The organism is Pedobacter psychrodurus (assembly GCF_032678585.1).
GTDB classification, from domain to species: Bacteria; Bacteroidota; Bacteroidia; order Sphingobacteriales; family Sphingobacteriaceae; genus Pedobacter; species Pedobacter psychrodurus_A.
Genome location: NZ_JAVTSN010000074.1, coordinates 1 through 22,328, shown reverse-complemented (window position 1 = coordinate 22,328; position 22,328 = coordinate 1). Strand labels below are relative to the sequence as shown.

At 37.8% G+C, this 22,328-nt stretch carries 21 protein-coding genes; 12 read left to right on the top strand and 9 right to left on the bottom strand.

From position 1 onward, the window contains the following. Positions 1 to 261: 261 nt before the first annotated feature. From R2S57_RS28920 to R2S57_RS28895, 6 genes are all read left to right on the top strand, one after another. Positions 262 to 882 carry a glycoside hydrolase family 16 protein gene (locus tag R2S57_RS28920; RefSeq protein ID WP_316848387.1) on the top strand — a complete coding sequence of 207 codons (621 nt, stop codon included), beginning with the start codon at positions 262 to 264 and terminating at the stop codon, positions 880 to 882. A 152-nt stretch (positions 883 to 1,034) separates the two neighbouring features. Beyond that, complete coding sequence (locus R2S57_RS28915) at positions 1,035 to 3,269, top strand: alpha-L-fucosidase (RefSeq protein ID WP_316848386.1); 2,235 nt, start codon at positions 1,035 to 1,037, stop codon at positions 3,267 to 3,269. 84 nt (positions 3,270 to 3,353) lie between these two features. After that, positions 3,354 to 3,629 (top strand): hypothetical protein, encoded by a 276-nt coding sequence (locus tag R2S57_RS28910; RefSeq protein ID WP_316848385.1) that lies wholly within the window; start codon positions 3,354 to 3,356, stop codon positions 3,627 to 3,629. Between the two features lie 78 nt (positions 3,630 to 3,707). Further along, the gene (locus tag R2S57_RS28905) at positions 3,708 to 4,019 is read left to right on the top strand and encodes a DUF3467 domain-containing protein (RefSeq protein WP_316848384.1); all 312 of its coding nucleotides are present in this window, start codon (positions 3,708 to 3,710) and stop codon (positions 4,017 to 4,019) included. 75 nt (positions 4,020 to 4,094) lie between these two features. Beyond that, positions 4,095 to 5,318: an OmpP1/FadL family transporter gene (locus tag R2S57_RS28900; protein ID WP_316848383.1), complete on the top strand. Its 1,224-nt coding sequence runs from the start codon at positions 4,095 to 4,097 to the stop codon at positions 5,316 to 5,318. A gap of 12 nt (positions 5,319 to 5,330) precedes the next feature. Continuing rightward, complete coding sequence (locus R2S57_RS28895; RefSeq protein ID WP_316848382.1) at positions 5,331 to 6,626, top strand: G-D-S-L family lipolytic protein; 1,296 nt, start codon at positions 5,331 to 5,333, stop codon at positions 6,624 to 6,626. 41 nt (positions 6,627 to 6,667) lie between these two features. Here R2S57_RS28895 and miaA read toward each other — a convergent pair whose 3' ends face one another. The 4 genes from miaA to R2S57_RS28875 form a co-directional block, all read right to left on the bottom strand. After that, on the bottom strand, positions 6,668 to 7,621 hold the full coding sequence (gene miaA / locus R2S57_RS28890) for a tRNA (adenosine(37)-N6)-dimethylallyltransferase MiaA (protein WP_316848381.1): 954 nt from the start codon (positions 7,619 to 7,621) through the stop codon (positions 6,668 to 6,670). A gap of 197 nt (positions 7,622 to 7,818) precedes the next feature. Next, on the bottom strand, positions 7,819 to 8,469 hold the full coding sequence (locus tag R2S57_RS28885; RefSeq protein WP_316848380.1) for an IS1096 element passenger TnpR family protein: 651 nt from the start codon (positions 8,467 to 8,469) through the stop codon (positions 7,819 to 7,821). A gap of 99 nt (positions 8,470 to 8,568) precedes the next feature. Further along, entirely contained in the window at positions 8,569 to 10,023 is a 1,455-nt protein-coding gene (locus tag R2S57_RS28880) for a CCA tRNA nucleotidyltransferase (protein WP_316848379.1), read from the bottom strand. Positions 10,024 to 10,112: 89 nt separating this feature from the next. After that, a complete protein-coding gene (locus R2S57_RS28875) occupies positions 10,113 to 10,679 on the bottom strand; it encodes an L-threonylcarbamoyladenylate synthase (RefSeq protein WP_316848378.1) in 567 nt (188 codons plus the stop codon). 94 nt (positions 10,680 to 10,773) lie between these two features. On the opposite strand from R2S57_RS28875, the gene R2S57_RS28870 reads away from it, so the two are divergent. The 3 genes from R2S57_RS28870 (at position 10,774) to R2S57_RS28860 (ending at position 12,251) form a co-directional block, all read left to right on the top strand. After that, positions 10,774 to 11,244, top strand: coding sequence for a GLPGLI family protein (locus R2S57_RS28870; RefSeq protein WP_316848377.1), 471 nt, complete (start codon positions 10,774 to 10,776; stop codon positions 11,242 to 11,244). 83 nt (positions 11,245 to 11,327) lie between these two features. Further along, positions 11,328 to 11,540, top strand: coding sequence for a hypothetical protein (locus R2S57_RS28865; RefSeq protein WP_316848376.1), 213 nt, complete (start codon positions 11,328 to 11,330; stop codon positions 11,538 to 11,540). Between the two features lie 162 nt (positions 11,541 to 11,702). Then, entirely contained in the window at positions 11,703 to 12,251 is a 549-nt protein-coding gene (locus R2S57_RS28860) for a DUF4136 domain-containing protein (protein ID WP_316848375.1), read from the top strand. A gap of 285 nt (positions 12,252 to 12,536) precedes the next feature. Here the strand turns inward: R2S57_RS28860 and R2S57_RS28855 are convergent, their stop codons facing one another. Next, positions 12,537 to 13,649, bottom strand: coding sequence for a glycosyltransferase family 1 protein (locus R2S57_RS28855; RefSeq protein ID WP_316848374.1), 1,113 nt, complete (start codon positions 13,647 to 13,649; stop codon positions 12,537 to 12,539). Positions 13,650 to 13,730: 81 nt separating this feature from the next. Further along, positions 13,731 to 14,549, bottom strand: coding sequence for a 2,3,4,5-tetrahydropyridine-2,6-dicarboxylate N-succinyltransferase (locus R2S57_RS28850; protein WP_316848373.1), 819 nt, complete (start codon positions 14,547 to 14,549; stop codon positions 13,731 to 13,733). Between the two features lie 298 nt (positions 14,550 to 14,847). On the opposite strand from R2S57_RS28850, the gene R2S57_RS28845 reads away from it, so the two are divergent. Continuing rightward, positions 14,848 to 15,249 (top strand): RNA-binding S4 domain-containing protein, encoded by a 402-nt coding sequence (locus R2S57_RS28845; RefSeq protein WP_316848372.1) that lies wholly within the window; start codon positions 14,848 to 14,850, stop codon positions 15,247 to 15,249. Here the strand turns inward: R2S57_RS28845 and R2S57_RS28840 are convergent, their stop codons facing one another. Next, a complete protein-coding gene (locus R2S57_RS28840; RefSeq protein WP_316848371.1) occupies positions 15,250 to 16,023 on the bottom strand; it encodes an EcsC family protein in 774 nt (257 codons plus the stop codon). It abuts the gene before it with no gap. A gap of 109 nt (positions 16,024 to 16,132) precedes the next feature. Here R2S57_RS28840 and R2S57_RS28835 point away from each other — a divergent pair, with 109 nt between their 5' ends. Further along, positions 16,133 to 18,046, top strand: a complete 1,914-nt coding sequence (locus R2S57_RS28835; protein WP_316848370.1) for a TlpA disulfide reductase family protein — start codon at positions 16,133 to 16,135, stop codon at positions 18,044 to 18,046. Positions 18,047 to 18,098: 52 nt separating this feature from the next. Here R2S57_RS28835 and R2S57_RS28830 read toward each other — a convergent pair whose 3' ends face one another. Both R2S57_RS28830 and R2S57_RS28825 read right to left on the bottom strand, forming a co-directional pair. Continuing rightward, positions 18,099 to 18,581 carry a nucleoside deaminase gene (locus tag R2S57_RS28830; RefSeq protein ID WP_316848369.1) on the bottom strand — a complete coding sequence of 161 codons (483 nt, stop codon included), beginning with the start codon at positions 18,579 to 18,581 and terminating at the stop codon, positions 18,099 to 18,101. A gap of 109 nt (positions 18,582 to 18,690) precedes the next feature. Beyond that, the gene (locus R2S57_RS28825) at positions 18,691 to 19,287 is read right to left on the bottom strand and encodes an OmpH family outer membrane protein (protein WP_316848368.1); all 597 of its coding nucleotides are present in this window, start codon (positions 19,285 to 19,287) and stop codon (positions 18,691 to 18,693) included. Between the two features lie 917 nt (positions 19,288 to 20,204). Here R2S57_RS28825 and gyrB point away from each other — a divergent pair. Then, positions 20,205 to 22,163, top strand: coding sequence for a DNA topoisomerase (ATP-hydrolyzing) subunit B (gyrB, locus tag R2S57_RS28820; RefSeq protein WP_316848367.1), 1,959 nt, complete (start codon positions 20,205 to 20,207; stop codon positions 22,161 to 22,163). The last annotated feature ends 165 nt before the right edge of the window (positions 22,164 to 22,328 follow it).

Below are 22,328 nucleotides of genomic sequence, written 5' to 3'. Positions count from 1 at the left end.
CACCCATCCAAACGATTTTGGTATGATGCAATACGCCAATGCCTATGAAAAAATCATCCGCAAGCTTTTAAGCGCTAAAAGATAATTGCTCATGAAAAGGTACTTTTTGTTTGGTTTGTTATTGGTTTTACTCTATTCCTGTACAGTAAATAAACATTATAATAAAAAGGTGTTTTGGAAAGAGAATTTTAATCAAAAAAATACTTTTGATGCTAAAACTGGTCTAAAATACCTCGGGGCGGTGCTGATTGGAATAGACATATGAGCGATGATGAAAGTTGTTGTGCGTTAAGGGACGGTAAAATGATTCTCCGCGGGATAAAAAATGATGATTTTTCAAATGATACATCCCGTTATTTAACAGGTGGGATCTACACTAAGGATAAGGTGAACTTTGGCTTTGGCCGTTTAGAAATTAAAGCAAAACTAAAGGGGGCTAAAGGTGCGTGGCCAGCATTCTGGATGCTTGCCGAAAATAGCAAATGGCCCGCTGGCGGCGAAATTGATATCATGGAAAGGTTAAACTTTGATTCCATTGCCTATCAAACTATTCATACTTATTATACGCTTACTTTAAAGAAAAAAGATCATCCAAAATCAGGTTCAACTGCTAAAATTGATCCCAATAAATTTAATACCTATGCGGTAGAAAAATATCCGGATAGTTTGGTGTTTTTCGTAAACAACAAAAAAACCTTTAGTTATCCGAAAATAGCTACCCGCGAACAAGGTCAGTTTCCATTTGATGACGTAAATCACTATTTACTTATTGATATGCAGTTGGGAGGCTCCTGGGTTGGTAAAATAAAGGATGCAGATTTGCCTGTAGAAATGGAAATCGACTGGGTGAAGTTCTATAAGTTTAAAAACGTGGCGAAATAGTAAAAATAACTTATTCATTATCAGTATTATATATTGTGTGAGTGGTGTTGACATCGTCTGAACTCTGGATTTGATAATATACATTCAGAAACAGTGAATAAACATTATAAAGCAACTTTAATCAAATTGTAATTTTGGATATAAATTAATTTATGAGAAAATTAATACTTACATCGGCCCTAATCGCCTCATTTATAGCAAATGCTGTAGCACAAAGCAACAATATAAAACCGCAGAATACTATCGCCGTTTCTCCGAACGACAATAAGACCGCTATTCTTGCAAAAGCAAGCCATGTGGTACCAACTTCCAACCAGTTAAGTGCTTTAAAAAATGAATTTATTGCGTTTATCCATATAGGCCCGAATACCTTTACGAGAATGGAGTGGGGGAATGGTAAAGAGGATCCGAAAGTTTTCGATCTGAAAGAACTGCATACTGACCAATGGTGTCAATCTATGAAATCTGCCGGGATGAAAATGGTGATCATTACGGTTAAACACCATGATGGTTTTGTACTTTGGCAGAGCAGGTATACCAAACACGGAATCATGTCTACAGGTTTCGAAAACGGTAAAGGTGATATACTGAAAAACCTGTCTGCATCCTGTAAAAAGTACGGACTGAAATTGGGTATTTACTTGTCTCCGGCTGATTTATATCAGATTGAAAACCCAGAAGGACTGTATGGTAATCTGAGTAAAGTAACTACCAGGACCATCCCTAGGGAAGTAGCTGGCCGTCCATTTGCCAATAAGAATAAATTTAAATTCGAAGTTGACGATTATAACGAATATTTCCTGAACCAGTTATTCGAAGTTTTAACCGAATACGGACCTGTTGATGAAGTGTGGTTTGATGGCGCTCACCCCAAAACCAAAGGTGGACAGAAATACAATTATACCGCATGGAAAAAGTTAATCCACACAGTAGCACCAAAGGCCGTAATATTTGGCAAGGAAGATATCCGCTGGTGTGGAAACGAAGCTGGAGGAACCCGCGAAACCGAATGGAATGTATTGCCTTATAGCGAAAATCCAGATACAGCCACCCATTTTCCAGATATGACGGCTAAAGATTTGGGTAGCAATGATGAACTTTACAAAGCGAAATATCTGCATTATCAACAGGCCGAAACCAATACCTCAATAAGGGAAGGCTGGTTTTACCGTGATGATGAAAAACAAAAAGTGCGTAGCGCCGATGATGTTTTCGATATTTACGAACGCTCAGTTGGTGGGAATTCGACCTTTTTGCTCAATATTCCCCCTAACCGGAATGGAAAATTTTCAGGCGAAGATGTAAGCGTACTAACAGAGGTTGGAAAACGCATTAACGAAACCTATGGCAAAAATCTATTTGTTGGTGCAAAAGCAGCAAAGCAAGTATTGGATAATGATATCAGTACTGGTCTTATACTTTCTGGCGAACAAAAAAGCATTGAGATTACCACGCTTAAACCCATTACCGTGAACCGGATTGTTTTACAGGAGAACATTGCCCACTATGGCGAACGTGTAGAAAAACATCAATTAGAGGTATGGGTCGACAATAAATGGCAAAAAGTAGCTGAAGCCACAAATATTGGTTATAAACGTATTTTGCGTTTTCCTGAGATTACGGCATCTAAATTTAGAATAACAGTTTTATCTTCAAGAGCTAATCCTGCAATTGCTACCCTATCGGCACATTATTACCGTACCCGCCCGCCGCAATTGGAATTTGCCAGAGATGTAAATGGTTTAACTACCATTTCACCAAAAACACACGAATTTGGCTGGAAACCTCACGGAGAAAATGCTACAGCCAACCTAAACAAAGGCATCGAGATTTATTACACCACTGATGGTAGTTTACCTTCTGCGGGCGCTAATAAATATACTGGACCGGTACAGATTGCAAAAGGAGAAATAAAAGCAATAGCAATCACGAATAAAGAAAAGGGGCCACTAGCTACCGAAACATTTGGAATAGTGAAAAATCAATGGAAATTATTGGCAAGTGATAGCGAAAATGCAACACATAGTGCTTCCTTGGCAACTGATGGGAAAAAAGGAACATATTGGTTATCCAATGCAAATGAGGATCAACATTACATCGCGATAGATTTAGGCAATACCCACAATTTAACAGGGTTTATTTATATCCCGCCTATCGATTTTGCTGATGGAATGTTAGAAAAAGGAATACTGCAAACCAGCAACGATGGGAAGAACTGGCAGGATGTTGAAACTTTTGGATTTGGGAACCTGATCAATGACCCGACGCCAAGAACACATTATTTTAAAAAGACAGTTACAGCAAAATATGTACAGATAAAAGCAACAGGAATTGCGGGAAATAAAAAATCGTTGGCCATTGCCGAAATTGATTTCGTTGAGAAATAAGTGATTCTAATATTGACATGCAAATTATTTTGAGGAAGTTTCTAATTGGAATAGAATTTGTATATTTAATCAAAAAATAAAGGGATGAGTGTTACAGAAAACCAACTTTTCCAGATACTTAAATCAAAACTGGGTGAAAAAGAAGCCGAAAAATTGTTTTCTTTTGTTAAAGATGAAGTGAAATCAGAGTTTGAAAACAAGAGGGTGATTTTTGCTACGAAAGAAGATATTGCCAATACGAAAGAGTATATTTTGCAGTTAAGATCAGAATTGTCTAAATCAATTTATTTGGTAGGGCTTATCCAGTTTTTGGCTATTGCAGGTGCTGTAATTGGTATTATAAATTTTATGTTAAGATAATAAACGACAATAAGTTTTTTTAAAGATTATATCATAATTCCGCCGTTAAGCAGCGGAATTTTTTATTTTTGAACTATTATGGAAGAACAACAAAACGAAAACCAATTAAATATAGAGTTATCAGAAGAAATTGCGGAAGGAATTTTTTCTAACCTGGCCATCATTACCCATTCTAATACCGAATTTGTATTGGACTTTATACGTGTAATGCCAGGAATACCAAAAGCAAAAGTGAAATCAAGGATTATTTTAACCCCAGAACACGCTAAACGTTTATTGGCGGCGCTAGACGATAATATTCAAAAATTCGAAGCGGTAAATGGACGAATTAAAACTCAGGAAGAACCACCTTTCCCGATGGGCTTCGGCGGACCAACCGCCCAGGCGTAAGACACTAAAAATCTTACAAACAAATATTTGCTTGCTATGTTAGCATAGTATATATTTGTGTATAACCATTTATAGATGAAAAAAATTTTATTGAGCGTATTACTTTCTGCCCCACTATGGGTTTTGGGGCAGGGTTTCCAGGTTAATTTACAAGGTCAGAAACAAATTGGTATGGCGGGTGCAGGTTCTGCATTGGCTTTAGATGAAGCTTCTGTATTTTACAATCCCGGTGCAGTAACTTTCTTAGAGAAAAACTCAGTTTCAGCAGGAGTTAACCCATTGTTATTTAAATCAGCTTTCAGGCAAACCGGTTCAAACGTTACAGAAGATGTGAAGAACAAAATTGCCCCTCCGTTCGAATTTTATGCCGTTTGGGGACCAAAATCCAATAAGTGGAAATTAGGCTTAGGTGTTTATACACCTTTCGGTGGCTTGGTAGATTGGGGTGATAACTGGTCTGGTAAGTATGCATTAACCTCATTAAATTTAAAAGCAATCTATTTCCAGCCAACTTTAAGTATCAAGATTACCGATCATATTGGTATCGGAGCAGGTTTTGTGTATAACCATGGTGATGTAAACTTACAAAGAGCATTGCCTGTGAATTTTCCTGATGGCCGTTCCGGACATGTTACCTTAGATGGTACAGGTAAAGGTTATGGATGGAATGCAGGTTTATATATTAAAACCGTTAGCAATATATCTTTTGCATTGGTACACAAATCAAAAGTAATTACCAAATTAGATGGGGGTACAGCAGATTTTCAGGTGCCAGGTTCGCTAACCTCATCTTTCCCTCCTGGAAACACCTTTAATGCCGAATTGCCTTTACCTGCGACAACAAGTTTGGGTGTGGGTATTCCATTATCAAAAAGTACTGTTTTGGCATTCGATGCCAGTTGGGTACAATGGCATATCTATCAGGATTTATCTTTTGACTATGCTACCAATACACCTGTACTTGCAGATACAAAATCGGCCCGTAACTACCGTGATGGTTCATCGTTTAAACTAGGTATTAACCACCAGGCTTCCGAAAAATTAGCATTGAGAGCAGGTGTGGGTTATGCTTTTTCTCCGGTACAGGATGGTTATGTAACACCAGAGGCACCAGACGCCGACCGTTATATCCTAAGTGCAGGTATAGGTTATACACCGACCAGTCATTTCGAAGTTAACGCTTCATTCTTCTTTGAAGATGTTAAATCGCGTCAACAGAAAAATATCGAAACAGGCTTAGATGGTACTTTTAAAACTTTGGTGTATGCACCAGGGCTTTCGTTAACATATAAATGGTAGGAGAAATTACAAATGAAGAAATATATATTAAATAGTTTCGTAGCTGCTGCCATTCTTTTTGTAGCATCTTGTAAACCAGATATTGAAACGCCAGCAGGTACAACTGCCGGACAAGCTAATTTTAGCAAATACATTGCTGTAGGTAACTCATTAACCTCAGGCTTTGCTGATGGAGGATTATATTTAGAAGGCCAAAAAGTTGCTTATCCAAATTTAATTGCGGCCAAAATGGCTACTGTAGGTGGTGGGGCATTTACCTCTCCATTTTTTACTGAAGAACATGCTAATGGATCTGGCTATATCGCTTTAACTGCACTGGTTAATGGTACACCAACCCTAACTCCAGTAATTGAAAAACTGGCATATAGGGATCCGGCCAAACATTTAGATAAATATAGTGGCGAAATACAGAATTTGGGTATCCCGGGCATGCGTGTCGATTTATCTTTCGATCCAACCCTTACTTTTAGCGCTGCTAATTCATATTTTGAGCGTTTGTTACCAGATGCACAAGTAGGGAAAATCAACTACTTTCAATACATCCAGGGTAGAAACCATACTTTTTTCTCGCTTTGGTTGGGAAATAATGATGTATTGGGCTATGCTTTAAATGGTGCCGTTACCGCTCCTGGTGATCCCACTACAGTTTTAACTGATAAAGTTACCTTTTCATCATTGTATGCTAATTTAGTGAATGTGCTAACCGCGGGTGGTCAAAAAGGTATTGTAGGTACTATCCCTGATGTAACTGCCATCCCATATTTTAATACCGTAACTGTAGCGGCCTTATTAAACGCTGCAAAAGCCATTAATCCTGCAGCCGCAGCAATTTATATTCAAACCGGAACCGGTGCGGTAAGGGCAGCAACTGCAGAAGATTTAATCCGTTTACCATTTCAATCTGCCGGTTTATTCGGTCAAGGTGCTATTCCTTATGGGTTGCATCCATTAAATCCAATTGCCAATAATTGGGTGCTTGATAAAGATGAAGTAATCAAAGTGAAAGATTATGTAAACAGCTACAATAGCAGCATTAAATCTTTAGCTACTGGTAAAGGTTTAGCCATAGCTGACACTTACACTTATTTTAATCAGGTAAAAATTGGAATTGCACTACAAGGAGTCAATATTAATTCTGCATTTATTACTGGTGGTGCTTTCTCTTTAGATGGGATCCATTTAACCCCTCGTGGAAATGCAGTAATTGCGAATGTATTTATTGATGCAATTAATGCGAAGTATGGTTCTACTGTACCAACTGTTGATATTACGCAATATAGAGGTGTGAAATTCCCGGAAGGGAAATAAGATTTTAATAAAATAAGAAAGGTGCATTACTTGCTCCTTTCTTATTTACCACTTATTTTGTTTTCTAAAAAATCTATGATTTCTATCCCTTGTTGAGGTTCAAACCAATTGATCTCCTCATCCCTTCTAAACCAGGTAAGCTGACGTTTGGCAAATCGCCTGGTATTTTGTTTGATCGCGGAAATGGCTTCTTCAAATGGCAACTTTCCTTCCAGATAATCGAATAGCTCGCTATAGCCTACAGTGTTTAGCGCATTGTATTGCTTAAATGGTGTTAAGGAAATCACTTCTTCCAATAATCCATTAGAGACCATTTTATCTACTCTTTCATTAATTCTTTTATATAAAACAGCTCTATCGGTATTCAAGCCTATTTTAATAATATTAAAAGGTCTTTCTTTTTTCGTAGCGGATAACATGGAGGAGAGTTTTTGTCCTGTAGATAAGAAAACCTCCAGTCCCCTGATCATTCTTTGTGGATTATGTTGATCCACTTTAGCAAAATATTCTGGATCCCATGCAGCCAATTGATCCTGGATGGCCGTTAAACCTTCTTCTTCAAATTGCTTATTTAATTTTTCCCGAATGGATAAATAAATATTGGGCATTTCATCTAAACCATTAATTAATGCATTGATGTACAATCCAGAACCGCCAACCATAATCGCAAGATCATGATTTTGGAAAATTCCGTCAATTGTTTTTAAGCCTTCCACTTCAAAATCGCCAGTGCTAAACAGTTGTGAAACCGAATGTGAATTGATGAAATGATGTTTTGCGGCCGCCAGTTCTGCTGCATCTGGTTTCGCCGTTCCAATTTCCATTTCCTTAAAAAACTGGCGCGAATCTGCAGAGATAATTTCTGTGTCAAAGTGTTGAGCCAATTGAATTGCCAGGGCTGTTTTGCCAATTGCAGTTGGCCCAACAATGGATATTAAGGTTTTTGGGTGAAGCATGGGGAGGTATAAAATAAAAGAGGCTGTCTCAAAAGTCATTTTTTGACAAAGAACACCAAATTAAATTCTAAAGCTGGTAAGCTTGGAATCAAAAGTGGCTATTTTCGATTTGAAAGTAGCCACTTTTACATGATATACTTGATTGAAAACAAGGTTCGCGAAATTTAATTCCGTTTTGTAATTACCATTTTTACTTTTGAGACAGCCTCTTTTAACATTTATTATTTTGTTGCTAATTAATAATCGTCTTTATGACTATCGTCTTCAAAGTTGTCGCTATCAGAAAACTCATCTCCAAACTCATCACTTTCGCTTTCATCTTCTTCATCTCTTTCTTCTTCATTAATGCCCATTTCGCCCATTGCTTCCAGTTCATCAGTATCTTCAGGAACAAAATTCATTTCGTTCAAGAAATCAAATTCACCTACTACAGCACCAACAGCTGCGCCTGGATCGGCGATGGCTGCATTGCTACTTTCGAAAATTTTTGGTGCCTCACCGCTACTTTTGGCCAAAAATGGGTATTCGATATTGGGATCGGCATCTAAAATAATTTTGACCAGCTCAACATGAAAATCGTATGGGCGGTCGAAATTGTAGATATAGTAAAATTTTTGGTGCGGATCTTCAATAAAACCACTCAATTTAGAGTTCTCCATTAAAACTACCCGGTCTTTTTTACGCTCGCTTGGTAAATAAGCAATTTCATCACCTTTTAACCAGTTATCGGTGCTTACATAAAAAGATGAAGATTTTTCGGCATTATAACCCGTAGATCTGTGAATAGCCTTATGCAGGTCTTCAAATGTTTGGTTTGATTTAATGTCGATCTCTCTCACAACATCATCAAAATCTTCGAAAGTAATTCTAAATTTATAAATAGCCATTATTGTATTTTGGAACCGTAAAAATAAAGTTAATTTGTAATTACCGCAAACATGATGTGCCATAAAAGACACCTTATTTATATTGTTTCGGCAATTAAATTATTTATTAACAGGATTTAATCCCATTTGTTTTGCCTGATCGAGCATAAAATTAAACGCTTCCTTATAATCATTTGTGATCTCGCCTTCCAATATGGCCTCACGGATGGCATTTTTTATGATGCCAACTTCTTTTCCTGCATCCAGCCCAAAAGTTTCCATAATATCATTTCCGGAAATAGGGGGTTGCCAGTTTCTTATTTTGTCGCGTTCTTCTACATCCTTAAGCTTTTGTTTAACCAGCTCGAAGTTGTTCCTGTATTTTGTTTTTTTGTATTCGTTTTTGGTGGTCACATCGGCATTGCAGAGGAACATCAAACTTTCAATTTCCTCTCCGGCATCAAAGAGTAATCTTCTAACTGCTGAGTCTGTAACGGTTTCCTGTGCCAAAACGATTGGCCTTAAATGAAGCTGTACCAGTTTTTGCACATATTTCATTTTTTCGTTTAAAGGAAGTTTTAAAGCTGCAAAAATCTTCGGAACCATTCTTGCACCTCTGTCTTCGTGGCCGTGGAATGTCCAGCCGTGGCCTTCTTCAAAACGTTTGGTAGCAGGTTTGGCAATGTCGTGTAAAATAGCTGCCCAGCGCAACCATAGGTCATCGGTATCCCTACAAATATTATCCAATACTTCTAAAGTATGGTAGAAATTGTCTTTATGCCCTTTTCCTTTAATAATCTCGACACCATATAGCTGTGCCATTTGTGGGAAAATGATATGCAATAATCCGGTATCAAAGAGGTGTTTAAAACCTATAGATGGTTTTTTCGAAAGGATGATTTTATTCATCTCGTCAGTAATCCGTTCTTTAGATACAATTCCGATACGCTGTTTTTGGGTTTTTATCGCATGAAGTGCAGCCGGATCAATATTAAAATTAAGTTGCGAGGCAAAACGGATGGCCCGCATCATGCGTAAGGGATCATCCGAAAACGTAATTTCAGGATCAAGTGGCGTACGGATCAGTTTGTTTTCCAAATCCATAATCCCATCAAAAGGATCGAGCAGTTCGCCAAAATGATCCGCATTTAAATTAATCGCTAGTGCATTGATGGTGAAATCCCTGCGCAGCTGATCATCTTCTAAAGTACCATCCTCAACAATGGGCTTGCGCGAATCAGAACGGTAAGATTCTTTCCTGGCCCCAACAAATTCGACCTCTAAATCCTGATATTTAATATTCGCCGTGCCGAAATTTTTAAATACAGCAACTTTGGTGTTTAGTTTTCTGCCTACAGCTTCAGCGTATGCTATTCCACTGCCTACAACAACTACATCAATATCTTTTGAAGGACGATCTAAAAATAAATCACGAACAAATCCTCCGATTACATAAGCTTCGGTACTGCTCTTATCGGCTATTGAGGATAAGGTTTTAAATATGGGGTTTTGTAGGTGAACCCCTAAATCCCCTGAAGGTGACTTGGAGTTCCCTTCGTTTAAATCAGACTGCATATATAAGGGTAATTCATTTGTTCAAAATTAAGCAAAACATTTGGTCGGTAAAGACTATCAACTATTCAAGGCCCTTTAGGAGTTGGGGTTTACTTGCGGATAAACTCAAACTGTCCACCCGGAGAAAGTTTCATAATGGTTGATGGCTTTCTATTGGTACGGTTTTCCTGTTCAAAGTCTACCACATAATCGACAGCATCAATAATTTCAGGATCAATATCATCAAAGAATTTGGGCGAAGGTTGTCCGCTTAAATTTGCCGAGGTTGAAACAATAGGTTTTCTAAAACGCTGGATCAGTGGTGTACAAAAATCGTGTTTAACAATTCTGATCCCAACACTACCATCAGCATTGATTACATTTTCTGCCAGGTTTTTTGCACCAGAGAAAATAATGGTTAAGGGGTTTTCCGCATATTCGATTAAATCGTAGGCTACATCAGGGATTTCGGCAACATAACTTTGCAGTTTGCTGTCTACATCCAATAATACGATCAGGCTCTTTTCTGCAGGACGGTTTTTGATCTTCAACAATTTGTCTACTGCTTCAGGATTGCTGGCATCGCAACCCAATCCCCAGATGGTATCGGTTGGGTAGAGAATAACCCCACCTGATTTTAATACTTCAAAAGCTTTGTTAATCTCATCTCTTAGCATGGTGCAAAGTTAATTTATTCATGGGAAGTTAAATAATGTTAATGTTTGGTTTTTGACTTTAACAGTTCCTATTTTTATGCAAACGCTAAACAATATGAAGAAATTATTCCTTCTCGCTGTATTTATCAGTTTATCTCAATTGCTTGTTGCCCAGAAAAGGATCATCTTTCATTATCGAAGCAATATAAATGTGAGCGGAATGACAAGTGACATAAAATTGGAACAGTATTATCTAAATGGCAGGTCGTTAGAGCTGTCAATACCAAATGCGGAATTAAAGGGAGATACTACATACGACGGAATCAGGATGGACACCAAAGTTAAGATAGTACTAAAGGAGAATGATAAACGGATACCTTTCGTATTGAAATCACCTGATATCTCTGGTCTTATCTATGCAGAAAGGATATGGCCAAAGGCAACATATTTAGTGGTGGATACATTAAACAATTTCAATTGGAAAATCTCTCCCGAAACGAAGGAAATTAATGGCGAAACTTGCACCAAAGCTGAAACCGACTTTAGAGGACGTAAATATATCGCATGGTTTAAAAGGATAATTTAATTAAAGCAGGTCCGTGGAAATTCGGGGCTTTGCCAGGCATTATATTCGAAGTGAGCGATACCGATAAAATATATCGTTACATTTTGGAAAATATAGAATATGTTGATCAGTTTCCTGTAGAATTACAAATGCCAAAAGCTTACACCGATGATGAAATGATCAGTCATGGAACGTTTATTTTGAAGTGGAAAGCAAACAAAAAGGATTTAGAAAAGGATAATGATGTGGTTAATTATTCTCTAACCGGATCGAGTAACATCAAACATACAGTTGCACCAATTAAAGAATTATATTGATTATGTAAAATATTTAATCAGAGATAGATAGCATCAAAACATAATCAATTAGAAAACGTTTTAAACATAACAATCTGATTGTAAAAAATATAGGTGTTTTTCCTTTTTGATTGCCAAAATCGTTATATTTATATCAGGTTATTTATAAGAAACAACGCACAAATGAGAACAGCACAAAAATTATTAATGCTTTTTACAGTGGTATTGGCATTAGCCGGATGTTCAACACTCCGCACCGCATCAGATTATGATAAAAATGTTGATTTAAGCGGTTACAAAACTTACAATTTTTACGATAAAGGCATTGAAAGAGTGAAGCTAAATAATCTCGATAAACGCAGATTAATGGCAGCAGTAGAATCTGAAATGAATGCCAAAGGATTTACAAAGTCAGACAAACCAGATTTATTGGTGAATCTGGTAGTTGTAGCCAGAGAAAAAACTGACGTTTATGGCCCGGCTTACTACGGTGGTTGGGGCTGGGGCGGCTGGCGAGGAGGCTGGGGCGGTTGGGGCTCCAATTATGTAAACCAGTATATTGAAGGCACAATTATTATCGATTTCTTAGATCCCGGTAAAAAGATCTTATTCTGGCACGGACAAGGTTCTGGCTTTAACTTAGATAGTTTCAATAAGAGAGAAGAGCGTTTGTATACAGGCGTAAAAGAAATATTGGCACAGTATCCGCCAAACGTTACCGCTGCTAAATAAGCTATAGTTGTTACGTTAAAAGATCTAAATGGCAATGCATGAATTGCTAAACGAATAAAGGGCTGTTGAATTTATACAAATTCCAGCCCTTTTTATTTTTTAACTATTATTTGTTGATTATTACGACAATCTGTTCCGAGTTAAACCTGACATTCGCGGAAAGCCCGCAATCCCGATTTTTCATCGGGTAAGGACTTGCAGCATTGGCAGGACTAACGTCTAATAGAAGCACTAACCCTGCTTTTCAAACATAAAGCAGGTTTCAGGAATTAAATTGGCAATATTTTAGAGAAGGGTAACATAGCAATCCATCAATTGCTGTGTAACAAGAGAGCTGTTAAATTTTTGAACAAATTCCAGCCCTTTTTCTTTCATTTCTTTTTGAAGCGGAGGATTTTCGATAACCTGATTAATCGCTATAGCTAAGCCTTTGGCATCGTGTGGTGAAACATATAAGCTGTTCGGGCCACCAGCTTCTTCTAAACAAGATCCGGTTGCCGCAACTACCGGAACACCACAATATAAAGCTTCAATAATAGGAATGCCAAAGCCTTCGTAAAATGAGGGGTAAACAAAAACATTGGCCATTTGATAAATTCCTGGGAGATCGGCAAAAGGAATGTTTTTTAAAAATATGATCCTGTTTTTAAGTCCAAGTTTATCTATTTCCTTTTCAACTGTTTTAAAATAAGTCGTTTGTTTACCTATAACCACCAATTTGAAATCGTCACTAATTTCTTTTAACGCCTGAACAGCCAATTTTAGGTTCTTCCTTTCCTCAATCGTGCCTACGTTAAGAATATACTTTTCTGGCAGTTTATAAGTTGCCCTAATCCGGTTTAATGTTTCCTGGGGAAGAAGTGTTTTAAAACTATCATCGCAGCTCTGATAAATCACTTCAATCTTCTCAGGATGAATACCATATAGATCGACGATATCTGCTTTCGTTTTTTCGCTGATCGCGATAATTTTATTGGCTCTTTTACAGGCTGATTTACTTTTCCACTCGTATAATATCCTATCGATAAATTTATAATATTGAGGGAAGCGCAGGAAAATCAGATCGTGGATGGTTACGATCGACTTAATTCGGGTATGCTGTATGGCTAATGGGATTTCGTGACTGAGTCCATGATAAACCTGAACTTCATCTTTGGCAAGATCTTTTAAAATATTTAAACTCCTCCAAAGGAAGGCACCATTTTGAGGTAATTTAAGTTCGATATTTTCTTTTTCAAAAAAGGTATCGATCTGTTTGGCCTGTTTTACTTTGGGCGAGTAAACCAAATATTGGTTTTGAGGAAACTGATGTGCCAGGTGCTCAATTAACGATCGGCTGTAATTGCCCAATCCTGTTAAGTTATTGGCCGCACGCTTGCCATCGTATCCTATTTTCATTAGAGGTTTTAGGTTTAAGGCATAAGGCATAAGATCTGGGAATATCACCTTACACCCTAAACCTTATGCCTCAAAGCTATTTTAAACGGCTACATTATTTTCTCTCAACGCATCGTTAAGCGAAGTTTTCTTATCTGTACTTTCCTTACGTTTACCGATAATTAAAGCACAAGGTACCTGATATTCTCCGGCAGGGAATTTTTTAGTATAACTTCCAGGTATTACTACCGAACGTGCCGGAACAATGCCTTTATATTCTACTGGCGTAGGGCCTGTAACATCTATAATTTTAGTCGATGCAGTTAATACTACATTTGCACCCAAAACAACCTCTTTTTCTAATTTAACACCCTCAACTACAATCGCTCTCGAACCTAAGAAACAATCATCTTCGATAATTACCGGAGCAGCTTGTACAGGTTCTAAAACACCACCAATACCCACACCACCACTTAAGTGAACGCGTTTACCAATCTGTGCACAAGAACCAACAGTAGCCCAGGTATCAACCATAGTACCTTCATCTACATAAGCACCAATGTTTACGTATGATGGCATCATGATTACACCTTTGGCTAAAAATGAACCGTAACGTGCGCTTGCCATAGGCACAACACGTACACCAGTTGCTTTATAGTCGGTTTTTAAATCCATTTTATCATGGTAAACAAAAGGACTACTTTTAATTTCTTTCATCTCGCGAATCGGGAAATATAAAATTACCGCTTTCTTTACCCATTCATTAATGCCCCAGGAGTTTAAAACTGGTTCAGCAACTCGGATTTCACCTTTATCAAGACCCATAATAACGGCTTCGATGGCTTCACAATAGTTGCTGTATTTTAAAAGGGATCTATCCTCCCAAGCGGCTTCAATTAATTTCTTTAAATCTGAATACATGATGTTTTTAAATTTTACGCAAAATAAATCAATTTTTGCTTATTAAATGGTTAATTGTTTAAATTGTTTTCTTGTAGGGTTAATTGGTTAATCGTATAAACTGGTTAACTGTATATCATGTGTTAAAATTTTCTATATTATCTCGGAGATTAGTAATTGTTAATCATTTAAACTGGTTAATTGAATTTAGGCTAAATGCTACGATTAACCAATTAACCAGTTTCTACAATTAACCAACACCGCAATTAACCGGTTAAGCAGTTTAAACAGTTAACCTAAATATGTATTTTTGAACTTTATGACAGAGACAGAAAAACTTAGGATTGATAAATATTTGTGGGCAATCAGGTTATTTAAAACCCGGAGTCTGGCTACTGATGCCTGCAAAGCGGGCAGAGTGAAACTGAAAGGACAGAATATTAAACCTTCGGCTATTGTGAAAGTTGGCGAGGTTTATCAGGTATCAAAAGGAATAGAAAAGAAAATTATCGAAGTGCTAGAGCTTTCTTATAACAGAACTGATTCGCCAACCGCATTAACCAAATACAAAGATTTAACGCCTGTAGAAGAAACGCATGCTTTTAAATCAATGTTCCACGCGCCAAACTTAAAACGTGATAGGGGAACTGGCCGCCCAACGAAAAAAGATAGAAGGGAAACCGACGACCTGATTGGTGGGTTATTTGAAGAAGAGGATTAGTTAGTCCTCAGTCGTAAGTCTGTAGTCGTTAGTCGACTCGTGACTAAGGACTATAGACTGCAGACTAAAATACCGCATCCGGTAACTCATTATGGCTGTTTTACCCAGTTTTTCGATCAATTTATAATTTGCAACGGCACCCACCGCTGCGCCTACAAATGGAAGCATCTGAGCCAGTTTGGCTAAATCGATGTAATCGCGGTATTGCTGTTGAAAGGTAAGCCAATCAAATTCGTCGATATTTGTTGGTAACTGATGTGCTTTGTCATCCCAATTCTGCATTTTTACAAATATATGCTGACTTTCTTCTTTACTCGAAAAGGCCAGTTGAAAGATATGCAGAATGTATAAACGTTCGCGGTAATCTTTAACATCATAACCGTAAACCGCCGCAATATCAAAAAGCATTTTCATCTTGATGCCCAGTAATAGTGGGAAATCGGCCAAACTCATTAAAAAGCCTCCGGCACCTGTAATTCCACCTTCGGCAGCACCTGTTTTTTTATAATTGTCTATCTTCTGTTTAACCAATGCTTCGCGGTGCATCAAAGTTAAGTCGGTAATGGGTTTCGATGTGGTGAATGTTGAACCAAAAAGCACGGCCTTTACCATTTGTTTTATGGCTGTAGTGATTGCATTGTGAACCTTATCTGGAATATAACTGTTAATTTTCTTCTGAACTTTATCAGTCACCTTACTAAAAAGAGAAGGTTTCTTTAAGGTTTTAAACTTCCAGAAATCCAGCTCACTGCTTATTTTTTGTTCGTAGGTCATCACAATTCACTGCAATAATTATTCCTTAAAATTTAACATGAAATAACTATGAAAAATGAAAGATAAACTGTATTTTTAGTTTACCTAATTCAAACCTAATTCTTTCATTATGAAAAACTTAAAAATGTTATGCCTGCTGGTATTGGCTGCTGGAGCTGCAAATGCGCAGGGTGTAAAATTTTCTGCCGATAAACCTGCGGCGGGAAGCACGGTTAAATTTACATACGAACCAAAAGGGACCAATCTCGAAAACTTGGCCGATGTAAAGTGTACCAGTTATACTTTTTTTTCAAAATCGAATCCTAAAAATGCCAAAATAGAACTGGTTAAGGAGGGTTCGATTTATAAAGGAGAAATTTCGACACCAGATAGTGTTACAATAGTCGGACTTGCTTTTTCTGTAGACGATCAAAAAGATGAAGCACCAGCAGGTTATGTTTTGGAGTTTAGCAAAGGTGGTAAAGTATCTGCAGAGGCTTATCTTAATGAGGCCTTTTTATACGGACTAGCTGGAAACTATTATCTCGGACTTACTCTTGACCCTGAAAAGGCCGTTTCATTATATAAACAGGCATTTGCCTTAAAACCCGAACTGAAAAAGAAAAATCTACAACAATATTTATCGCTGGAGTATAAGGCTGATAAAGATAACGGAACAAAGCTGATTAACCAGAACATTTCCACCTTATCAAAACTAAAAGAGCCAAAAGAAGAAGACTTGAGTGCCGTTTTGGGTCTTTACAGCCTACTGAAGAAAAAAACTCAGTCGGATTCGGTGAAAGTGATATTACTTAAAAAATATCCTATAGGAAATTACGCCTATGGAGAAGGAATGAACGCACTTTACGGTACCAAAGATTTTGCAGCACAAGAGCAAAAAGCAACTGATATGATTGCTAAATTTAAATTTGATGCCAGCAAAAAAGCAGATGCAGATAAGTTAAATTCAATTTATGGCATTTTGGCAAACGCAAGTATACAGGCAAAAAATGCCGATAAATTTGAGCTTTATGCTGGTAAAGTGACCAATAAACAAACCAAGGCCAATTTGTATAATTCTTTTGCATGGCCATCGGCTGAGAAAAAAGAAAACCTGGAACTAGCAACACAATTCTCTAAAAAATCTCTCGATTTGATAGAAGAAGCTAAAAATGGTGAAGTACCAGTTTATTTCTCTTCAAAAGATGAGTACATAAAATCGCTTGATCGGGCTTATGCCATGTATGCCGATACATATGCGCTGTTGCTGCATCATCAGGGTAATAACAAAGAAGCATTGGCTTATCAGGAAAAAGCTAAAGCCTATAACGACGCTGGTGGAAACGAACGGTACATCATGTATTTAAATTTAACGGGCAATAAAGATAAAGCCTATGCTGAAGCCGAAAAGGTCATAAAAGAAGGGAAAGCTACTGACTCTTTAAAAAGAATCTTCAAAACGCTTTACACTTCATTAAAGAAAGAAGGAACTTACGAAACTTATATCGCCAATTTAGAAAAAGCAGCCTTAGAAAAGGAAAAAGTAGAGTGGTCCAAAAAAATGATTAAAATGCCTGCACCGGCGTTTTCTTTAACCAACCTCAAAGGCGAAACGGTAAGTTTAGCCAGCTTAAAAGGAAAGATTGTAATTCTGGATTATTGGGCAACATGGTGTGGCCCGTGTGTGGCCTCTTTTCCTGGGATGCAAAAGGCAATGGCAAAGTATTCGAGTAACCCAAATGTGGTGTTTTTGTTTGTAAATACCTGGCAAACAGAAGACAATAGAGAAAAACTGGTGACCGATTTTATCGCTGAAAAGAAATACAATTTTAATGTGTTGTACGATACCAAAAACGCAAAAGACCCTTCAAAGTTCGATGTGGTAAGTGCCTACAAGGTTGATGGGATCCCAACTAAATTCGTAATCGATGGAGAAGGAAGCATCAGGTTTAAAGCTGTAGGTTTCTCTGGCTCTGATGACGGTGTGGTGAAAGAAATAGATTCGATGATCAGTTTATTGGCACCAAAAGAAACGAGTAAATAAGCCTCTCCATTTAAAAAGGAAAAGGTGCTGATTAAATCTGCACCTTTTTTATTTAATAATCAATCCGCATCGGCGAAGTTTCCCATAGTTTAAAAGCAGCCAGGGCTTCATCCCGCATCAGTTGTATCACCGGCAGACTCCTGTTTTCCATGCTTTTATCCAGCTCCTCGTAAATGAATTTATCGCTAAAGCCAATGTTTTCGGCATCTACTTTAGTGTTTGCATAATAAATGGTATCAATTTTTGCCCAGTAAATGGCGCCCAAACACATCGGGCAGGGTTCGCAGCTGGTATAAATTACACAACCGCTTAAATCGAAGGTATTCAGTTCGGTACAGGCCAGTCTGATTGCCGAAACCTCAGCATGTGCCGTAGGGTCGTTGCTTGAGGTTACCTTGTTTGCCGATTTGGCAATCAATTTACCGTCTTTTACCACTACTGCACCAAAAGGCCCGCCAATACTTTCGCTCACATTTTGTACAGACAGGTCAATTGCCATCTGCATATATTCCTGGTGTTGATTCTTGTTTTCCATTGTTGTTTCCTAAAATCTATCTTAACGAATCAATAGTTAATTCATAAATTAATAACACAAAAAAAATGCCCCGATTTATTCGGAGCATCTTAACTAAATATTTTATTGCTTACTTTTTAGTGTATTCGGCATTTAAACCTTTAATCACATCAGAAGTAACATCTAAACTTTCGTCGGCAAATAAAATTGTACTTCCTTTGGTATACGAAAGAACCATTTTATATCCTTTTTCTTTTGCGTATGTTTTTAAGTAACCAGCAACTTTATCATAAAGCTTTTCGGTTTCTACAGCTTGTTCGTTTTGTAAAGCACCACCAGCATTTTGTTGGTAGGTTTGTAATTCTTGTTGCTTGCGTGCCAAACGTTCTTCAGTGCTTTTACGTTGGTCGGCAGCTAAAGTTGATGCAGATTGTTGGTATTGAGCAACTTCTCTTTGAAAAGCCTGTCCTTTTGCCTGCATATCTGCTTGTGCATTTTTGGTTTTACCCTCAAATTTTGTTTTTAAGTCTTTGTAATATTCGTATTTGTTTAATAAAGAGTCTTGGTTTACAAATACAATTTTCTCAGTTGCAGAAACTGCTGCGGTAGAGCTATCTGTTTTTTTAGTTTCAGTAGTTTTAGTGTCTTTGTTTTGGCATGCAGAAAAAGCTGTTATTAATGTTGCTGTTGCAAATAAACCAAAGGTTTTGAAGGTTCTTTTTTCCATTATTGTTTAATAAATTTTAACAAACTTATATAAATTAGTTTTTATATCCAATTTAAAGCCAATCGCATAAATAACTAAGACCGCAAAATTTGATGGCTTCTTTTCCAGTTCCGCTTAATTCATTTCGTTTTTTTTGAAAATCAGGCCCGGCATTTCATTTTTAGGTTACACCCGCTGTCCGCTTTACTTCATGCCCGCTGCCATCGGGTTTAGGTGGCAAGGCCAGTGATGCTATCTGGGTTTGCAGGGCGGAAATAGCAAATCTCAGAATACCAAACGCTCCGATGGAACGTAAAAAAACATTCTATTTTTTTTCTACCCATGAGTCGTTCCTACGGAACGGTTCGTAATGTGGAAATTAATCCTTGCCGTCCCACATGGCAATTTTGTTAAGTTACGCCTTGGTTATAGATAAACATAATTTAACCACAGATAAAAAGGATATACACACCTGCCCGGCTGTTCAGGCGGGATATAATCCGTGTTTATCGTATACATCTGTGGTTTAAGTCCTTTAAATTTTTGATGTTACCGAGCGCGACGATTGTGGATAGTACCTAAGGAACGAAGAAAATATTCTTATTTTTATGTACCCATGAGTCGTTCCTACGGAACGGTTTGCGATGTGAAAATTAATCCTTGGCGTCCCAGCGGGACGATTGGTGGGTAGCCAATTGCACAATTGGCGTTTCGTTCCGTAGGAACGTCTGGTGGGTGGCTAATGAGATGGTCGTTTTATGGGAGTTTATAAGGTTTGATTTGCTTTTCAAAACCCTTTTAAATAACCTTAACCTGCTTTATGCCTAATGTTTTAGTGCAGAGACAATATCGCTTTTTCACACCCTAAAACTTATCCACATATTGGGTTAAATGGCAAAATTTCCGTATTTTTGATACTTATTGTTTTTAATTAAAATATGAGCGAAGAACAGGATTTAAAGTCAAATTATTCGGCAGATAATATACAGGTTTTAGAAGGTTTAGAAGCGGTGCGTAAGCGCCCTTCAATGTATATAGGTGATACTGGTGTAAAAGGTTTACACCATTTGGTTTACGAGGTTGTAGATAACTCAATTGATGAGGCTTTGGCCGGTCATGCAGATACAATCGATGTTAGAATTTTAGAAGGTAACTCCATCAGGGTTGAAGATAATGGTCGTGGTATTCCAACCGGGATCAATACAAAAGAAAATAAATCGGCATTAGAAATCGTAATGACGGTTTTACACGCTGGTGGTAAATTTGATAAAGATACCTACAAGGTGTCTGGAGGTTTGCACGGTGTGGGGGTAAGTTGCGTTAACGCATTATCTACACATTTGAAAGCCGAGGTTCACCGCGAAGGTAAAATCTGGATGCAGGAATACAATATTGGTAAACCTTTATACGATGTAAAAGAAACTGGTGTTACCGATAAACGTGGTACCATCGTAACTTTCAGTCCTGATGCGACTATTTTTACGCAAACCACTGAGTACAAATACGATACTTTAGCAGGTCGTTTGCGCGAACTGGCTTTCTTGAATAAAGGAATTAAATTAACGTTGACTGACGAGCGTGAGAAATTGGATGACGGTACTTTTCTGTCGGAAGTTTTTGAATCAGAGGGCGGTTTAAAAGAGTTTGTTACCTTTTTGGATGGAACCCGTGCATCTTTCTTGCCAGAACCGATTTATATCGATGGTATTAAAAATGGTGTTCCGGTTGAATTGGCTTTCCAATACAATGATAGTTATTCAGAAAATGTGCACTCTTATGTAAACAACATCAACACACATGAAGGGGGTACTCACATTGCAGGTTTCCGTAGAGGTTTAACACGTACACTGAAAAGTTACGCGGATAAATCTGGCTTACTGAAAAACCTGAAAATGGAAATCACTGGTGATGACTTTAGAGAAGGTTTAACAGCTGTAGTTTCGGTTAAGGTACAAGAACCTCAATTTGAAGGGCAAACCAAAACCAAATTGGGTAATTCTGAGGTGATGGGAGCTGTTGATATTGCTGTTGGTGAAGCTTTAGGTGCTTATTTGGAAGAAAATCCAAAAGAAGCTAAAATGATCATCAACAAAGTGATCTTAGCTGCTACGGCACGTGCTGCGGCACGTAAAGCTCGTGAGATGGTGCAACGTAAAAGTGTAATGGGTGGTTCTGGTTTACCAGGTAAACTTGCCGATTGCTCTGACAGTGATCCTGAAAAATGCGAGATTTACTTAGTAGAGGGTGACTCTGCGGGTGGTACCGCTAAACAAGGTCGCGATAGAAATATTCAAGCTATTTTGCCTTTAAAAGGTAAAATCCTGAATGTGGAAAAAGCGATGGAGCACAAAATCTACGAAAACGACGAGATCAAGAATATGTTTACGGCAATCGGTGTGAGTATCGGTACGCCTGAAGATGATAAAGCATTAAACCTAACAAAATTACGTTACCATAAAATCGTAATCATGACGGATGCGGATATTGATGGTTCACACATTACCACTTTGATCTTAACCTTCTTTTATCGTTATATGAGGGCTTTAATCGAAGCAGGTTATGTTTATATCGCATCGCCACCACTTTATCAGGTTAAAAAAGGTAAAGATTTCGAATATTGCTGGAATGATGTACAACGCGATGCGGCTGTACAACGCATTAAAGGTAATGGTAAAGAAGATAGTGTTCACATCCAACGTTACAAAGGTTTGGGTGAGATGAACGCAGAACAACTTTGGGATACCACTTTGAATCCAGCTACACGTACTTTATTACAAGCAACTATCGAAAGTGCCGCAGAATGTGATCATACTTTCTCTATGTTAATGGGCGACGAAGTTGCTCCACGTAGAGAGTTTATCGAGCGTAATGCAAAATATGCTAAAATTGATGCTTAACTCCTAAATCCCCTAAAGGGGACTTAAAATATGAACCCTCTGCAAGTTAAATCTTGGAGAGGGTTTTTTTGTGTGCGCCGGGCATGGCAATCGACTATAGGGTTAGAGTCCCGTTGTGCCTTGAAGCATTCACGACCGAATGCATGCTGTTAGAATGATGATGGT

Excerpts from the sequence above, each read along its gene's own strand:
- R2S57_RS28920 (WP_316848387.1), top strand. The coding sequence starts at position 262 with ATGAGCGATGATGAAAGTTGTTGTGCGTTAAGGGACGGTAAAATGATT.
- R2S57_RS28915 (WP_316848386.1), top strand. The coding sequence starts at position 1,035 with ATGAGAAAATTAATACTTACATCGGCCCTAATCGCCTCATTTATAGCA.
- R2S57_RS28910 (WP_316848385.1), top strand. The coding sequence starts at position 3,354 with ATGAGTGTTACAGAAAACCAACTTTTCCAGATACTTAAATCAAAACTG.
- R2S57_RS28905 (WP_316848384.1), top strand. The coding sequence starts at position 3,708 with ATGGAAGAACAACAAAACGAAAACCAATTAAATATAGAGTTATCAGAA.
- R2S57_RS28900 (WP_316848383.1), top strand. The coding sequence starts at position 4,095 with ATGAAAAAAATTTTATTGAGCGTATTACTTTCTGCCCCACTATGGGTT.
- R2S57_RS28895 (WP_316848382.1), top strand. The coding sequence starts at position 5,331 with ATGAAGAAATATATATTAAATAGTTTCGTAGCTGCTGCCATTCTTTTT.
- miaA (WP_316848381.1), bottom strand. The coding sequence starts at position 7,621 with ATGACTTTTGAGACAGCCTCTTTTATTTTATACCTCCCCATGCTTCAC.
- R2S57_RS28885 (WP_316848380.1), bottom strand. The coding sequence starts at position 8,469 with ATGGCTATTTATAAATTTAGAATTACTTTCGAAGATTTTGATGATGTT.
- R2S57_RS28880 (WP_316848379.1), bottom strand. The coding sequence starts at position 10,023 with ATGCAGTCTGATTTAAACGAAGGGAACTCCAAGTCACCTTCAGGGGAT.
- R2S57_RS28875 (WP_316848378.1), bottom strand. The coding sequence starts at position 10,679 with ATGCTAAGAGATGAGATTAACAAAGCTTTTGAAGTATTAAAATCAGGT.
- R2S57_RS28870 (WP_316848377.1), top strand. The coding sequence starts at position 10,774 with ATGAAGAAATTATTCCTTCTCGCTGTATTTATCAGTTTATCTCAATTG.
- R2S57_RS28860 (WP_316848375.1), top strand. The coding sequence starts at position 11,703 with ATGAGAACAGCACAAAAATTATTAATGCTTTTTACAGTGGTATTGGCA.
- R2S57_RS28855 (WP_316848374.1), bottom strand. The coding sequence starts at position 13,649 with ATGAAAATAGGATACGATGGCAAGCGTGCGGCCAATAACTTAACAGGA.
- R2S57_RS28850 (WP_316848373.1), bottom strand. The coding sequence starts at position 14,549 with ATGTATTCAGATTTAAAGAAATTAATTGAAGCCGCTTGGGAGGATAGA.
- R2S57_RS28845 (WP_316848372.1), top strand. The coding sequence starts at position 14,848 with ATGACAGAGACAGAAAAACTTAGGATTGATAAATATTTGTGGGCAATC.
- R2S57_RS28840 (WP_316848371.1), bottom strand. The coding sequence starts at position 16,023 with ATGACCTACGAACAAAAAATAAGCAGTGAGCTGGATTTCTGGAAGTTT.
- R2S57_RS28835 (WP_316848370.1), top strand. The coding sequence starts at position 16,133 with ATGAAAAACTTAAAAATGTTATGCCTGCTGGTATTGGCTGCTGGAGCT.
- R2S57_RS28830 (WP_316848369.1), bottom strand. The coding sequence starts at position 18,581 with ATGGAAAACAAGAATCAACACCAGGAATATATGCAGATGGCAATTGAC.
- R2S57_RS28825 (WP_316848368.1), bottom strand. The coding sequence starts at position 19,287 with ATGGAAAAAAGAACCTTCAAAACCTTTGGTTTATTTGCAACAGCAACA.
- gyrB (WP_316848367.1), top strand. The coding sequence starts at position 20,205 with ATGAGCGAAGAACAGGATTTAAAGTCAAATTATTCGGCAGATAATATA.